14 protein-coding genes are annotated in these 15,268 nt (G+C 72.0%); 10 read left to right on the plus strand and 4 right to left on the minus strand.

What is annotated here, in order from left to right; all coding sequences use genetic code 11:
* The first annotated feature begins 50 nt into the window (after nt 1-50).
* From ESG85_RS08740 to mutM, 5 genes are all read left to right on the plus strand, one after another.
* Nucleotides 51-1,088 (plus strand): F0F1 ATP synthase subunit B, encoded by a 1,038-nt coding sequence (locus ESG85_RS08740; RefSeq protein ID WP_128977480.1) that lies wholly within the window; start codon nt 51-53, stop codon nt 1,086-1,088.
* A gap of 126 nt (nt 1,089-1,214) precedes the next feature.
* The gene (locus ESG85_RS08745; protein WP_246094889.1) at nt 1,215-1,925 is read left to right on the plus strand and encodes a YceD family protein; all 711 of its coding nucleotides are present in this window, start codon (nt 1,215-1,217) and stop codon (nt 1,923-1,925) included.
* A 2-nt stretch (nt 1,926-1,927) separates the two neighbouring features.
* Nucleotides 1,928-2,101 carry a 50S ribosomal protein L32 gene (gene rpmF, locus ESG85_RS08750; RefSeq protein ID WP_030195083.1) on the plus strand — a complete coding sequence of 58 codons (174 nt, stop codon included), beginning with the start codon at nt 1,928-1,930 and terminating at the stop codon, nt 2,099-2,101.
* Nucleotides 2,102-2,120: 19 nt separating this feature from the next.
* On the plus strand, nt 2,121-2,888 hold the full coding sequence (rnc, locus tag ESG85_RS08755) for a ribonuclease III (protein WP_128977481.1): 768 nt from the start codon (nt 2,121-2,123) through the stop codon (nt 2,886-2,888).
* Between the two features lie 127 nt (nt 2,889-3,015).
* Nucleotides 3,016-3,888, plus strand: coding sequence for a bifunctional DNA-formamidopyrimidine glycosylase/DNA-(apurinic or apyrimidinic site) lyase (mutM, locus tag ESG85_RS08760; protein WP_128977482.1), 873 nt, complete (start codon nt 3,016-3,018; stop codon nt 3,886-3,888).
* Between the two features lie 102 nt (nt 3,889-3,990).
* Here mutM and ESG85_RS08765 read toward each other — a convergent pair whose 3' ends face one another.
* Nucleotides 3,991-4,383 carry a winged helix-turn-helix transcriptional regulator gene (locus tag ESG85_RS08765; protein WP_164986196.1) on the minus strand — a complete coding sequence of 131 codons (393 nt, stop codon included), beginning with the start codon at nt 4,381-4,383 and terminating at the stop codon, nt 3,991-3,993.
* Between the two features lie 122 nt (nt 4,384-4,505).
* On the opposite strand from ESG85_RS08765, the gene ESG85_RS08770 reads away from it, so the two are divergent.
* Nucleotides 4,506-5,090, plus strand: coding sequence for a flavodoxin family protein (locus tag ESG85_RS08770; protein ID WP_128977484.1), 585 nt, complete (start codon nt 4,506-4,508; stop codon nt 5,088-5,090).
* Nucleotides 5,091-5,165: 75 nt separating this feature from the next.
* Here ESG85_RS08770 and ESG85_RS08775 read toward each other — a convergent pair whose 3' ends face one another.
* Nucleotides 5,166-6,047 (minus strand): CAP domain-containing protein, encoded by an 882-nt coding sequence (locus ESG85_RS08775; protein ID WP_128977485.1) that lies wholly within the window; start codon nt 6,045-6,047, stop codon nt 5,166-5,168.
* 239 nt (nt 6,048-6,286) lie between these two features.
* Here ESG85_RS08775 and ESG85_RS08780 point away from each other — a divergent pair, with 239 nt between their 5' ends.
* From ESG85_RS08780 to ESG85_RS08800, 4 genes are all read left to right on the plus strand, one after another.
* A complete protein-coding gene (locus tag ESG85_RS08780) occupies nt 6,287-6,568 on the plus strand; it encodes an acylphosphatase (protein ID WP_128977486.1) in 282 nt (93 codons plus the stop codon).
* 402 nt (nt 6,569-6,970) lie between these two features.
* Nucleotides 6,971-7,189, plus strand: coding sequence for a hypothetical protein (locus ESG85_RS08790; protein ID WP_128977487.1), 219 nt, complete (start codon nt 6,971-6,973; stop codon nt 7,187-7,189).
* Between the two features lie 199 nt (nt 7,190-7,388).
* Nucleotides 7,389-10,949 (plus strand): chromosome segregation protein SMC, encoded by a 3,561-nt coding sequence (smc, locus tag ESG85_RS08795; protein WP_128977488.1) that lies wholly within the window; start codon nt 7,389-7,391, stop codon nt 10,947-10,949.
* 253 nt (nt 10,950-11,202) lie between these two features.
* Entirely contained in the window at nt 11,203-12,633 is a 1,431-nt protein-coding gene (locus ESG85_RS08800; RefSeq protein WP_128977489.1) for a sugar porter family MFS transporter, read from the plus strand.
* Nucleotides 12,634-12,679: 46 nt separating this feature from the next.
* Here the strand turns inward: ESG85_RS08800 and ESG85_RS08805 are convergent, their stop codons facing one another.
* Both ESG85_RS08805 and ESG85_RS08810 read right to left on the minus strand, forming a co-directional pair.
* Complete coding sequence (locus tag ESG85_RS08805) at nt 12,680-13,657, minus strand: LLM class flavin-dependent oxidoreductase (protein ID WP_128977490.1); 978 nt, start codon at nt 13,655-13,657, stop codon at nt 12,680-12,682.
* Between the two features lie 58 nt (nt 13,658-13,715).
* Nucleotides 13,716-15,242 carry a cytosine permease gene (locus ESG85_RS08810; RefSeq protein WP_246094890.1) on the minus strand — a complete coding sequence of 509 codons (1,527 nt, stop codon included), beginning with the start codon at nt 15,240-15,242 and terminating at the stop codon, nt 13,716-13,718.
* Nucleotides 15,243-15,268 lie beyond the last annotated feature (26 nt).

Below are 15,268 nucleotides of genomic sequence, written 5' to 3' on the forward strand. Positions count from 1 at the left end.
TACAGTCGTCCCGTCCGTCTCCATCCAGCTGTAGAGAGTGGCGAGCACCGGTGGACGTGCAGAAGAAGCTCGACGAGATCGTCGATACGGTCCGGAGCGCCCGCTCCATGCCCATGTCGGCGTCCTGCGTGGTCAACCGGGCCGAGCTGCTCGCGCTGCTCGAAGAGGTCCGCGAGGCCCTGCCCGGCTCCCTCGCCCAGGCGCAGGAGCTGCTCGGCGGCCGCGAGCAGATGGTCGAGCAGGCCCGCCGGGAGGCCGAGCGGATCATCGAGGCCGCCCACGCCGAGCGCGGTTCGCTGATCTCCGACACCCAGGTCGCCCGCCAGTCGCAGGACGAGGCCGAGCGGATCCTCGCCGAGGCCCGCCGCGAGGCCGAGGAGATCCGCGCCGAGGCCGACGACTACGTCGACTCCAAGCTCGCCAACTTCGAGGTCGTCCTCAACAAGACCATCGCCTCCGTCGACCGCGGCCGCGAGAAGCTCCTCGGCCGCGGCCCGGGCCTCGACGCCGAGGGGTACGCGGACGAGGACGCCCCCGAGTACAGCGCCGACCCGCAGACCCTGATCCAGCGGGCCGACGGCTACGTGGACGCCAAGCTGGGCGCCTTCGAGGCCGTCCTGAGCAAGACCCTGGAGGCGGTCGGCCGCGGCCGGCAGAAGCTGCACGGCCGGATCGCCAGCGACGCCCTCGGCGAGCACATGGCCGCCCAGGACGCGGCGGGCAACCCCCTCCACACCAGCGACGCCGACTACCTCGCCGGGCTCGCGGAGCTGGCCGACCCGGAGCCGGCCGCCGAGCAGCCGCGGCCCGCCGTCCAGATCCCGTCCCAGCAGGTCCAGCCCGACCCGTACGGGTACCCGCAGCAGCCCGTCCAGGACCCCTACGGCTACCAGCAGCCGGTCCAGGACCCGTACGCCTATCAGCAGCAGGCCGACCCGTACGGCTACCAGCAGCAGTACGGCTACGAGCAGCAGCCGCAGCCCCAGGTCCAGCAGCAGCCGCAGACCGCGGCCCTCGACGAGACCAGCTTCTTCGACACGAGCATGATCGACCTGGAGCAGCTGCGCCGGTACGAGCAGGGTCACTGACGCGGACCGGGCGCGGGCCGTGCCCGGTCGCCGGCGAGGGCTCGCCGACCCGTACGGGGAGCGGGCTCACGACCCGGATTGGGCCCTGAGCGAAGCGTCCAGTATTCTGGCTGTTCGGTCGCGCGTATGTCCGCGATCCGTGCTGCCCGCGCCAGGCAGCCCCCTCACGTGGTGAACGATCCGAAAGCAGGAAGAGCCCTGAGCACGCGCCTCGACCATCGCAACCCCCTCGTGTTCGACACGCACGAGCTGGGGCGGCGTCCTGGTGCCATGCAGCGGCTCTCCCGCACGGTCGACGCCCCCAGGGACCTGGGGATCGCGGGGGTCGTCGAGGTGCCCGAGGGCGCCCCGGTGGAGATCGAGCTCCGTCTCGAGTCGGTCATGGAAGGGGTGCTTGTCACAGGCACCGCCCGTGCATCGGCCGAGGGGGAGTGCGTAAGGTGTCTGGAGCCCGTCGAGCTTGATGTCGACGCGGACTTCCAGGAGATGTTCTCGTACCCCGACTCCGACGACCGGGGCCGCAGCAAGGCGGTCGCGGACGACGAAGCCGAGGACGACGAGGACATGATTCCCCTCGAGGACGGCATGTTCGACCTCGAGCCCGTGCTGCGCGATGCGGTGGTGCTCGCACTGCCCATGCAGCCGGTGTGCCGGGAGGACTGTGAAGGTCTGTGTTCCGAGTGCGGAACCAACCTGAACGAGAACCCGGACCACCACCATGACGCCGTCGACATGCGTTGGGCGGCACTGCAGGGACTCGCCGGTTCACTGGGAGCCGACGAGAAGGACAACATGAGCGATGCCGCATCCGGTGTCGACGAGAAGCAGGAGAAGTAGCCGTGGCTGTTCCGAAGCGGAAGATGTCGCGCAGCAACACGCGCCACCGCCGGTCGCAGTGGAAGGCTGCGGTCACCCCCCTGGTTTCGTGCGAGCGTTGCCAGGAGCCGAAGCAGCAGCACATCGCGTGCCCGAGCTGCGGCACCTACAACAAGCGCCAGGTCCTCTCCGTCTGAGGGGCCGGTGAGAGGCACGATGTCTGACCACGTCAATTCGGCCTCGTCCCACACGCTTCTGGAAGGGCGGCTCGGGTATCAGCTCGAGTCCGCCCTTCTGGTGCGTGCGCTCACCCACCGTTCGTACGCGTACGAGAACGGCGGTCTGCCCACCAACGAGCGGCTGGAGTTCCTCGGGGACTCCGTGCTCGGCCTGGTGGTCACGGACACGCTGTACCGCACCCACCCCGACCTGCCCGAAGGCCAGCTGGCCAAGCTGCGGGCCGCGGTGGTCAACTCGCGCGCACTGGCGGACGTGGGCCGCGGCCTCGACCTTGGCTCGTTCATCCGGCTCGGCCGGGGCGAGGAAGGCACGGGCGGCCGGGACAAGGCGTCCATCCTCGCCGACACCCTCGAAGCGGTGATCGGCGCGGTCTATCTCGATCAGGGCCTCGACGCGGCGTCCGAGCTGGTGCACCGGCTCTTCGACCCGCTGATCGAGAAGTCCTCGAACCTCGGCGCCGGCCTGGACTGGAAGACCAGCCTCCAGGAGCTGACCGCGGCCGAGGGTCTCGGCGTTCCGGAGTACCTCGTCAGCGAGGAGGGCCCGGACCACGAGAAGACCTTCACTGCTGCTGCCCGCGTCGGTGGTGTCTCGTACGGCACCGGCACCGGCCGCAGCAAGAAGGAGGCGGAGCAGCAGGCGGCCGAGTCCGCGTGGCGCGAGATCCGCGCCGCCGCGGACCAGCGCGCGGCGGCGGCGAAGGCCGCGGCCGAGAACGCCTCCGACGAGCAGGCCACGGCCTGATCGTCCGTTTCGTCCTTCGTTCCACCGCTGCCCCCGTCCCCGCTCCAGGGGACGGGGGCAGCGGTGTTCCCGAGCGGTTGTAGGCTGCGGACGTCAGTCCAGGAAGCCGTCCCGAGGAGTGCGTCCCGTGCCCGAGTTGCCCGAGGTCGAGGTCGTACGGCGCGGTCTTGAGCGGTGGGTCGCCGGCCGGACCGTCGCCGAGGCCGAGGTCCTGCACCCGCGGGCCGTACGGCGCCACCCGGAGGGCGCGGCGGACTTCGCGGCCCGGCTGAAGGGACAGCGCTTCGGGATCGCCCGGCGGCGCGGCAAGTACCTGTGGCTGCCGCTCGAAGGCGGCGAGGCGTCCGTGCTCGGCCACCTCGGGATGAGCGGCCAGCTGCTCGTCCAGCCCGAGGACGCCCCGGACGAGAAGCACCTGCGGATCCGCCTCCGCTTCACCGACTCCGACCGCACCGAGCTGCGCTTCGTCGACCAGCGGACCTTCGGCGGACTCTCGCTGCACGACACCGCCCCGGACAGCGCCGACGGACTGCCCGACGTGATCGCGCACATCGCCCGCGACCCGCTGGACCCCGCCTTCGACGACGCCGCCTTCGCCGGTGCGCTGCGCCTGCGGAGGACCACGATCAAGCGGGCGCTGCTCGACCAGTCGCTGATCAGCGGGGTCGGCAACATCTACGCGGACGAGGCGCTGTGGCGGTCGCGGCTGCACTACGACCGCCCGACGGCGACGCTGACCCGGCCGAAGGCGGCCGAGCTCCTCGGCCACGTCCGGGACGTGATGAACGCGGCCCTCGCGGCCGGCGGCACGAGCTTCGACAGCCTGTACGTGAACGTGAACGGCGAGTCGGGCTACTTCGACCGCTCCCTGGACGCGTACGGGCGGGAGGGCGAGCCGTGCCGGAGGTGCGGCACGCCCCTGCGCAGGCGCCCCTGGATGAACCGCTCCAGCTACTTCTGCCCGCGCTGCCAGCGGCCGCCGCGGGTCGTCACGGCGTAGGCCGGACCGGAGCCCGGCGGGGCACGGCGCGACGAGGGGTGCGGCGGGGCACGGCGCGACGAGGGGTGCGGCGGGGCACGGCGCGACGAGGGGTGCGGCGGATCACGCCGTTCGTCCGGTGACCGGCTCGTGCTCCGCGTCGTAGGCCTCGCGGGCGGCGAGCACCCGGTCCATCCGGCCCTCGACCAGGCGGATCAGGCCGAGCAGCTGCCCGGCGACCTCGTGGCCGAGCGGCGTGAGCCGGTAGTCGACGCGCGGGGGATTGGTGGGCTGGGCGTCGCGGTGGACGAGCCCGTCGCGTTCGAGCGCGTGCAGCGTCTGCGACAGCATCTTCTCGCTCACGCCGTCGACCCTGCGCCGCAGCTCGTTGAAGCGGAACGTGCCCTCGTGGAGGGCGCCCAGGATCAGGCCGCCCCACCGGCCGGTCACGTGCTCCAGCGTGCCGCGCGAAGGGCAGGTCTTCGCGAACACGTCGTAGGCGAGGGCGTCACTCATGCCTCCCACCATACGCGCACGCAGCGCTGCGCGTCAGTCAGCGCTAACCACAGCATTGCGCTTTCGGAAAGTTAGTGCTCTACTTCTTGGCGTCCCCCCACCCCTCGCCGAGGAGTCCCTCCATGACCACGCCCGTCGTCTCCATCGCCTACCACTCCGGCTTCGGCCACACCGCCGTCCTCGCCGAGGCCGTCCGTGACGGTGCCGTCGAGGCCGGCGCGACCGTCCACCTCATCAAGGTCGACGAGATCACCGAGGCGCAGTGGGAGCTCCTCGACGGCTCCGACGCGATCGTCTTCGGCTCGCCGACCTACATGGGCACGGCGTCCGGCGCGTTCCACCAGTTCGCCGAGGCCTCCTCGAAGCGCTGGTTCACCGACACCTGGCGGGACAAGCTGGCCGCCGGCTTCACCAACTCCGCCTCGAAGAGCGGCGACAAGCTGCACACCCTGCAGTTCTTCCAGACCCTCGCCGGCCAGCACGGCATGACCTGGGTCAACCTCGGCCTGAAGCCCGGCTGGAACACCAGCGAGGCCTCCGAGAACGACATCAACCGCCTCGGCTTCTTCTCCGGCGCCGGCGCCCAGACCCACAACGACCTGGGTCCGGAGGGCGTCCACAAGGCCGACATCGCGACCGCGGAGCACCTCGGCCGCCGCGTCGCCGGCACGGCCCGCACCTTCGCCCTCGGCAAGGCCGCCGCCTGATCCACCGCACGCGAAAGGGCCCCGTCACCGGCAAGGTGACGGGGCCCTTTCACGCGTGGACGCGGGGCGCGGACCTCAGAAGCCGAAGTCCTGCGTCCACCACGGACCGCCGTCCGCGAAGCTGACGCCCACGCCCAGCGTCCTGTAGTCGCAGTTCAGGATGTTCGCCCGGTGGCCGTCGCTGGCCATCCAGGACGTCATGACCGCGGCCGCGTCGACCTGGCCGCGGGCGATGTTCTCGCCGCCGAGGTTCATCACGCCCGCCCGCTGCGCGCGGGTCCACGGCGAGTCGCCGTCGGGGTCGGTGTGGTCGAAGAAGTTCCGCGCGGCCATGTCCGCGCTGAAGGCACCGGCCAGGGCGGCGAGCTCGGCGTCCGGGCGGACCGCGACGCAGCCGACCCTGGCGCGCTCCAGGTTCACCAGCCGCACGACCTCGGCCTCCGCGGCCCGCTCCCGCGCGGCGGCGGAGCGGACGGTGGCGGACGGGGAGGCCGGGGCCACGGTGGCCGGGGCCCGGGTCGGGGCGGCCGTCTTCACCGGCTCGGACTTCGGCTCGGGCTTCGGCGCCGGCGTCACCGTCGAGTGCTTCGGGCCCGGGGGCGCGGTCACGGTCTTCGACGGGGTGGGCTTCGGCGACGGGGCCGCCGACGGCGAGGCGGCCTTGCCGTTCGCCGCGCCCTTGCCGGTGCCCTTGCCCGCGCCCGTACCGCCGCCCGGGTTCGCCGACCGGTCCGCCGGGGACACCGAGGAGCCGCCCTGGGTGGTCAGGCTCGGAGCCTGCCGGTCGGCGGCCTCCACCCGGGGCGTCTCCTTGCCGGCGTTGCCGACCGAGAACGTCTCGCCGCCGGGCAGCAGACCCGAGGCCACGCCGATCGCACCGACCGCGACCGCGGCGGAGACGCCGAGCAGCCCGGTGCGTACGGGCGCGCCGCGCCGTTCGCCGCGATGCCGTCCCATCCGCTCGCCTCCTGACCTGTGAAACCTCGAACCGGACCGGTGCACCGGCCCGCCGCGTCCGGCCCGGCGCATCCGGGCCCGTGAACTGCGATCTTTGCTGATCTTTGCTTTTGCGGGGCTCCCGGAGGAGCGCCGGACAGGGCTCCGCCGATCGGGCGATCCCCGTTCCGCACGGACTGTACGCCATGACACGCCGGGCTGACGTGCTCCTTCCGCAATTCGCCCGTTAGCGTGCAGGCATGACTGACGACGTACGGATGACCGCCTGGGTGCGCGGCCGGGTACAGGGAGTGGGCTTCCGCTGGTTCACCAGGGCAAACGCCCTGGAGATCGGCGGGCTCGTCGGCTTCGCCCTGAACCTCGACGACGGCCGGGTCCAGGTCGTGGCCGAGGGGCCGAGTGAGAATTGCCACCGACTGCTGGACTGGCTGCGCTCCGCCGACACGCCCGGGCGCGTGGACGGCGTCACTGAGATATGGGCCACCCCGCGCGGCGGCTACGAGACCTTCGCCATCCGCTGACGCCCCGTCCCGCGACCCCTCCCGCACCCCTGTCCGACGGCCTCGAACGCTCTCGGACGGGGGTGCGGTGAACGGTCGCGGAAGCGAAAACGGCCTGGTGGTTGCCAAGAAGGGCTTGCCGTGCCAGGCTGCGCGAGTAAGGATGATCTCCACGCCCCTCGGGCACCGAGTTGCGAGGCGCCGCCGCCCTTTCCGCGGCCGCAGCCCCCCGGTGACCCCTTGATGTCGGGCGTGATCGTGTTGACCGTCAAACTTTTTGGTGAGACTCTGGAAGCCCCGCGCACCTTAGCTGTTCGACCGTGAGAACGGGCACGACAAAGAGCATGGTCGAGCACCGCGGGTGCGAATCCCTCACGACCCACACCGCTTCGGTCGGTCACTCAGTGTGGAGGACCATCCATCATGGCAAAGGCGCTTCTCGGTTACGTCGGCGGCTCCGACCCGCGACTCCTCTCCGAGATGCGACGGCTTCAGCAGCGCGTCCAGGACCTGGAGTCCGAGCTTGTACGGATCCAGTCGGAGAACGACGCGCTCAACGCTGCCGCCGCTCAGCACACGGGAGAGTCGCTGCTGGACAGCATCGATCTCGACGTCACCAAGGCGGAGCCCGCGCTCACCTGAGTCCCCGACCCGAGGGGCCAGGTGAGAAACACTCTTGCCGCACAACTGGATATGCAAGGGGCGCTTCGGCGTCCCTTCTTTCTTGCGCACCTCTTTCTCGCGCGGGCGCCCTGCCCCCAGGTGTCCCACCCTCCCTGGCCAAGGGTGTGCCCTGCACCTTCACGGGTGAAACCCGGGACCCCGGGTAGAGTCCGCAGGCGTGCACCTCAAGGCCCTGACGCTCCGCGGTTTCAAGTCGTTCGCCTCCGCCACCACGCTGCGGTTCGAACCGGGAATCACCTGCGTCGTCGGGCCCAACGGCTCGGGCAAGTCCAACGTCGTGGACGCCCTGTCCTGGGTCATGGGAGAACAGGGCGCCAAGTCGCTGCGCGGCGGCAAGATGGAGGACGTCATCTTCGCCGGCACGACCGGGCGGCCGCCGCTCGGCCGTGCCGAGGTGTCGCTGACCATCGACAACTCCGACGGCGCGCTGCCCATCGACTACGCCGAGGTCACCCTCACCCGGATCATGTTCCGGGGCGGCAGCAGCGAGTACCAGATCAACGGCGACACCTGCCGGCTGCTCGACATCCAGGACCTGCTCTCCGACTCCGGCATCGGCCGCGAGATGCACGTCATCGTCGGCCAGGGCCAGCTCGACTCCGTCCTGCACGCCGACCCCATGGGCCGCCGCGCCTTCATCGAGGAGGCCGCCGGCGTCCTCAAGCACCGCAAGCGCAAGGAGAAGGCGCTGCGGAAACTCGACGCGATGCAGGCCAACCTGGCGCGCGTCCAGGACCTCACCGACGAGCTGCGCCGCCAGCTCAAACCGCTCGGCCGGCAGGCCGCCGTCGCCCGCCGCGCCGCCGTCATCCAGGCCGACCTGCGCGACGCACGCCTCCGGCTGCTCGCCGACGACCTCGTACGCCTCCGGGAAGCCCTGACGGCCGAGGTCGCCGACGAGGCCGCCCTGCTCGCACGCAAGGAGGCCACCGAGGCCGAACTGAAGACGGCGCTCGCCCGGGAGGCCGCCCTGGAGGACGAGGTCCGCCGGCTGGCGCCGCGGCTCCAGCGCGCCCAGCAGACCTGGTACGAGCTGTCGCAGCTCGCCGAGCGGGTGCGCGGCACGGTCTCGCTCGCCGACGCGCGCGTGAAGAGCGCCACGGCACAGCCGCCGGAGGAGCGGCGGGGCCGCGACCCGGAGGACATGGAACGCGAGGCCGCCCGGATCCGCGAGCAGGAGGCCGAACTGGAGGCCGCCCTCGAAGCCGCCCAGCGGGCCCTCGAGGACACCGTCGCCCACCGCGCCGAGCTCGAACGCGCCCTCGCCGTCGAGGAACGCCGGCTCAAGGACGCCGCCCGCGCCATCGCCGACCGCCGCGAGGGCCTGGCCCGGCTGCACGGCCAGGTCAACGCCGCCCGCTCGCGCGCCGCGTCCGCCCAGGCCGAGATCGACCGCCTCGCCGCCGCGCGCGACGAGGCCCGGGAACGCGCGGTCGCCGCCCAGGAGGAGTACGAACAGCTGAAGGCCGAGGTCGACGGCCTCGAAGCCGACGACACCGAACTCGCCGAACGCCACGAGACCGCCCGCCGCGAGCTGGCCGACGCCGAAGCCGCGCTCACCACCGCCCGCGAGGCCGCCGCCGACGCCGACCGCGCCCGCGCCGCGACCCGCGCCCGCCGCGACGCCCTCGCCCTCGGTCTGCGCCGCAAGGACGGCACCGGCACCCTGCTCACCGCCGGCCTCACCGGCCTCCTCGGCCCGGCGGCGGAACTCCTGACCGTCGCCCCCGGCCACGAGATCCCCGTCGCCGCGGCCCTCGGCGCCGCCGCCGACGCCCTCGCCGTCACCGACCCGGCCACGGCGGCCGAGGCCCTCCGCCTGCTGCGCAAGCAGGACGCGGGCCGTGCCTCCCTGCTGCTCGCCGGGGCCGCCGAGCCGCCCGCGCCGCCCGCCGTCGACGGCGCCGTCCCGGCGGCCCGGCTGGTCGAAGGACCGGACGAACTCATGGGCGCGGTCGGCCGGTTGCTGAAGGACGTCGTCGTGGTCGACGGTCTCGACCGGGCCGTCGAGGTCGTACGGGCCCACCCGGGCCTCGTCGCGGTCACCGCCGAAGGCGACCTGCTCGGGGCGCACTTCGCACAGGGCGGGTCCGCCGGGGCGCCGAGCCTGCTGGAGGTGCAGGCGTCCGTGGACGAGGCGGCGGCCGAGCTCGCCGGCCTCGACGTGCGGTGCGAAGAGCTGGAGGCGGCCAAGGTGGCGGCCGCCGAGCGGCGCCGCGCCGCCGCCGTCCTGGTGGAGGAACTGGGCGAGCGGCGACGGGCCGCGGACCGGGAGAAGTCGGCCGTGGCCCAGCGCCTCGGACGGCTCGCGGGGCAGGCCAGGGGAGCGGCGGGGGAGGCCGAGCGCACCGCCTCCGCGGCCGCGCGCGCCGCGGAGGCCCTGGAGAAGGCGCTGGCCGAGGCCGAGGAACTGACCGAGCGGCTGCTCGTGGCGGAGGAGAGCGCCGCGGCGGGGGAGGGCGGGGCGGACGAGCCCGACACCTCCGTGCGCGACCGGCTCGCGATCGACGGCTCCAACGCGCGCCAGACCGAGATGGAGGCCCGGCTCCAGGTCCGTACCCACGAGGAACGCGTCAAGGGCCTCGCCGGCCGGGCCGACTCCCTGGACCGCGCGGCCCGCGCCGAACGCGAGGCGCGGGCCCGCGCCCAGCAGCGCCGGGCACGGCTGCGCCACGAGGCGGAGGTCGCCTCGGCGGTCGCGTCGGGCGCCCGTCAGCTGCTCGCCCACGTCGAGGTCTCGCTGACCCGCGCCGAGCGGGAGCGGGCGCTCGCCGACGCCGCCAGGCGCGCCCGCGAGCAGGACGTCGCCGCCGCCCGCGGCCGGGGCCGCGACCTCAAGGCGGAGCTGGACAAGCTCACCGACTCGGTGCACCGGGGCGAAGTCCTCGGCGCGGAGAAGCGGTTGCGGATCGAACAGCTGGAGGCCCGCTCCCTGGAGGAGCTGGGCGTGGAGCCGACCGTGCTCGTCGAGGAGTACGGCCCCCACCAGCCCGTACCGCCGTCACCGCCCGCCGAGGGCGAGACCGTTCCGGACGACCCCGGGCACCCGCGCAACCAGCCGCGGCCCTTCGTCCGCGCGGAGCAGGAGAAGCGGCTCAAGGCCGCCGAACGGGCGTACCAGCAACTCGGGAAGGTGAATCCGCTCGCACTCGAGGAGTTCGCGGCGCTGGAGGAGCGGCACCAGTTCCTCTCGGAGCAGCTCGAGGACCTGAAGAAGACCCGGGCGGACCTCCTTCAGGTCGTGAAGGAGGTGGACCTGCGCGTCGAGCAGGTCTTCACGGAGGCGTACCGGGACACCGCCCGGGAGTTCGAAGGCGTCTTCTCCCGGCTGTTCCCCGGCGGCGAGGGACGGCTCGTGCTCACCGACCCGGACGACATGCTCACCACCGGCGTCGACGTCGAGGCCCGGCCGCCGGGCAAGAAGGTCAAGCGGCTCTCGCTGCTGTCCGGCGGCGAGCGCTCGCTGACGGCCGTGGCGCTGCTGGTCTCCATCTTCAAGGCGCGTCCCAGCCCGTTCTACGTGATGGACGAGGTCGAGGCGGCGCTGGACGACACCAACCTGCAGCGGCTGATCCGGATCATGCAGGAGCTCCAGGAGTCCTCGCAGCTGATCGTCATCACGCACCAGAAGCGGACGATGGAGGTCGCCGACGCGCTGTACGGCGTGTCGATGCAGGGCGACGGCGTCTCGAAGGTCATCAGCCAGCGGCTGCGCTGACCTGCCGCCCCGGCCGGCTCCCTCTTCCGGTGCCTCACCTTCACACCCCAAGATCGATTCAACTTGTGAACGCAAGGCGATCCAGGATGCGTTTCAAGTCATACGACATCAACTCTTGACTTCGAAACCTGAAGGAATAGTCTCTGCAACGTTGCTTTTACCTTCAAGTGGTGCGCGGCGTGAACCTGTGCCCCACTGGAAGGGCTCGCCCCCCACCGCACCGGCGATGCTGCCGGAGCCCCGAGGAGTCCCCGTGACCAGCACCGCGCAGGCGCCCACACCGCCTTCGTCAGGCCGTTCGGCCCATCCGGACCACATCGGCCACGTCATCTTCATCACGGCCTCCGCCGCGATGGGCGGCTTCCTCTTCGGCTACGACAGCTCCGTCATCAACGGCGCGGTCGAGGCGATCCGCGACCGCTACGACATCGGCTCCGGCACCCTCGCCCAGGTCATCGCCATCGCCCTGATCGGCTGCGCCATCGGCGCCGCCACCGCCGGCCGGATCGCCGACCGCATCGGCCGCATCCGCTGCATGCAGATCTCCGCGGTGCTCTTCGCCGTCAGCGCCGTCGGATCCGCGCTGCCCTTCGCCCTCTGGGACCTGGCCTTCTGGCGGATCGTCGGCGGCTTCGCCATCGGCATGGCCTCCGTGATCGGCCCCGCCTACATCGCCGAGGTCGCGCCCGCCGCGTACCGGGGCCGCCTCGGCTCCTTCCAGCAGGCCGCCATCGTCATCGGCATCGCCATCTCCCAGCTGGTCAACTACGGCATCCTCCAGATCGCCGACGGCGACCAGCGCGGCGAGATCGCCGGACTCGAGGCCTGGCAGTGGATGCTCGGCGTGATGGTCGTCCCCGCCGTCCTCTACGGCCTGCTCTCCTTCGCCATCCCCGAGTCCCCCCGCTTCCTCATCTCCGTCGGCCGCGTCGACCGGGCCAAGGAGGTCCTCGCCGAGGTCGAGGGCCACGGCGTCGACCTGGACCGCCGGGTCGCCGAGATCGACCAGGCCATGCGCAGCGAGCACAAGTCCACCTTCAGGGACCTGATGGCGGCCGGTTCCCGGTTCAAGCTGCTGCCCATCGTCTGGGTCGGCATCGGACTCTCCGTCTTCCAGCAGCTCGTCGGCATCAACGTCGCCTTCTACTACTCCGCCACGCTCTGGCAGTCCGTCGGCGTCGACCCGTCGAGCTCGTTCTTCTACTCGTTCACCACGTCGATCATCAACATCGTCGGCACCGTGATCGCGATGGTCCTGGTCGACCGGGTCGGCCGCAAGCCGCTCGCCCTCGTCGGCTCCGTCGGCATGGCGATCGCCCTCGCCTTCGAGGCCTGGGCCTTCTCGGCCGACCTCGTCGACGGCAAGCTGCCCACCACCCAGGGCGTCGTGGCGCTCGTCGCCGCCCACGTCTTCGTGCTCTTCTTCGCCCTCTCGTGGGGCGTGGTCGTCTGGGTCTTCCTCGGCGAGATGTTCCCCAACCGCATCCGTGCCGCCGCCCTCGGCGTCGCCGCCTCCGCGCAGTGGATCGCCAACTGGGCCATCACCGCGAGCTTCCCGTCCCTCGCCGACTGGAACCTCTCCGGCACGTACGTCATCTACACGGTCTTCGCCGTGCTCTCGATCCCCTTCGTGCTCAGGTACGTCAGGGAGACCAAGGGCAAGGCGTTGGAGGAGATGGGCTAAACCCCGCTGCCCCCTCCTCGCCCACGAAACTGCCCCGGCCCGAGGCCTACGCCCCGAGCCGGGGCAGTACGCGTTCGCAGAACAGCCGCACGCTCCGCCAGCCCTCCTCGACCGGCATCCCGCCGCACAGCGGATGCAGCACCAGACTGCCCAGCTCCCCGCCGAGCGCCACGCACTCCTCCGGCGTCACCACCCGGTACACGCCCTCCGCCCGCAGCTCCGGCACCGTCACGGCCGCCGAGCGCACCGCCGAGCGGATGTCCTTCGACTGCCAGGAGGCATAGGTCCGCGCCTCGTGCAGGAAGTGCTCCCCGTACTCCGCCCAGGTCCGGTCCGGATCCTCCGAGACGTGCAGCAGCGGCGTCTCCCGCTCCGGCATCATCGTCCAGCCCTCCGTGCCGAACGCGGCGCACTGCTCCCGGTAGTACGCCTCCAGCTCCGGCAGGTGCGCGCTCGGGAACAGCGGCAGCCCGAGCCGTGCCGCCCGCCGCGCCGCCGCCTTCGACGAGCCGCCGACCAGCAGCAGCGGATGCGGCTGGGTGAAGGGCCGCGGGGTGACCCGCACCGTACGGCCCCGATACGTGAACGGCTCGCCCGACCACGCCGCCAGCAGCGTCTCCAGGAGCAGGTCCTGGAGCCTGCCGCGGCGGCCCCAGTCCACGCCCCGCTCCTCGTACTCCTCCGGCCGGTAGCCGATCCCGGCGACCGTCACCAGCCGCCCGCCGCTCAGCAGGTCCAGCACGGCGATCTCCTCCGCGAGCCGCAGCGGGTCGTGCAGCGGCCCGATGACCGCCGAGACCGTCACCGCGATCCGTCGCGTCGCGCCGAACACCGCGCCCGCGAAGACGAAGGGGGAGGGGAGCCAGTTGTTCGCGGCGCCGTGGTGCTCCTCGGTCTGCACGGTGTCCACGCCCCGCGCGTCCGCGTACGCCGCCATCTCCAGAGCCGCCCGGTAGCGGGCCGAGAGGGACTCCGGATCGGCGTGCGGGTCGACGAGGTTGAAGCGGACGACGGTGAACGGCATGGGAAGTCCCCCTCCGCGGGTGGAATGCCTGCGAAGGGGGACGGTAACTGACGCGGCGTCAGATGGAAACGGTCTCGCACCCCTCGGCCGGGGCCCCGCCCTCCCCGGAAACGCCCCCGGAAACGCCCCCGGCCGCGTCCCCGCGCCCCTCGGCCGGGCCCGCCGCGGCCCGTGCCGCCCCGCGCTCCCGCGGCAGCACCGCGTACAGCACGCCGGCCACCACGATCGTCGCCGCCCAGCCCAGGCCGTTCTCGCCGATCCAGGACGAGGCCAGCGGGCCGGCGAACCACTCGACCCGGGTGAACAGCAGGCCCGCCACCAGGGCCACGCCCCACGCCGTCATCGCCTGCCAGGCGAAACCGCCCCGGTACCAGTACGCACTCGTCCGCGTCGTGTCCATCAGCGCCTCCGCGTCGTACGTCCGACGGCTCAGCATGTCGACGCCGAAAACGCCGATCCACGCCGAGAACGCCACCGCCAGCAGCGTCAGGAACGAGATGAACGAACCGATGAAGCTGCTCGCCACCACCATCAGCAGGAAACCGAAGACCAGGCTGATCACCGCGTTGACGCTCACCGCCGCCGCCCGCGACACCCGGATGCCCAGCGTCTGTGCCGTGAAGCCCGCCGAGTACATCGACATCGAGTTGATCAGCAGCATCCCGATCAGCGCGATCAGCAGGTACGGCACCGAGATCCAGGCCGGCAGCAGCTCGCCGATGAAGGACACCGGGTCCTGCGCCGAGGCCAGGTCCGGCGTCGCCACCGCCATCACCGCGCCCATCAGCACCATCGGCAGCACCACGATCCCCGCACCGCCGACCGTCGAGCCGACCACGCCCTTCGAGGAGGCCGTGCGCGGCAGGTAGCGCGTGAAGTCCGGGCCCGACGGCACCCAGCTGATCCCGCCCGCCGCGATCGTGCCGACGCCCGCGACCAGCATCGCCGTCGAACCGGCCGGCCTCGCGAACACCGCCGACCAGTCCGTGTCCGCCACCAGGTAGACCAGGACGAGCACGGAGAAGGCGCCGAAGAGATACGTCGACCAGGTGCTGCACACCCGCAGCGCGGTGATCCCGAGCCCCGACACCAGGAACGTGCAGGACACGAAGGCCAGCAGCGTCACCACGATCAGGAACGTGTTCGACCGCACGCCGAACAGCAGATCCAGCACCGTCAGCACCGCGTACGCGCCGGTGACCGCGTTGATCGTCTCCCAGCCCCAGCGCGCCACCCAGATCAGCGCGCCGGGAAAAAGGTTTCCGCGCTGACCGAAGACCGCCCGCGACAAGGCCATGCCCGGCGCTCCGCCCCGCTTCCCCGCGATCGAGATCAGACCGACGATCCCGTACGACAGGACCGGCGCGGCCACCGCCACCACCAGCACCTGCCAGAAGTTCAGGCCGTTGGACACGATCAGGCCGGCGCCCATGGTGAGCAGCAGCACACTGATGTTCGCCGCGACCCACGTCGGGAACAGCTCGCGGACCCGGCCGGTCCGCTCGGCGTCGGGCACGGGTTCGAGGCCGCGGCTCTCCAGGGCGCCGCCGCTCTGCGCGTCTTCGGACTCGGACGCGTGGGGCATAGGGGTACTCCGTCGTACAGATGTGG

The sequence above is a fragment of the Streptomyces roseicoloratus genome (assembly GCF_004117935.1).
GTDB classification, from domain to species: Bacteria; Actinomycetota; Actinomycetes; order Streptomycetales; family Streptomycetaceae; genus Streptomyces; species Streptomyces roseicoloratus.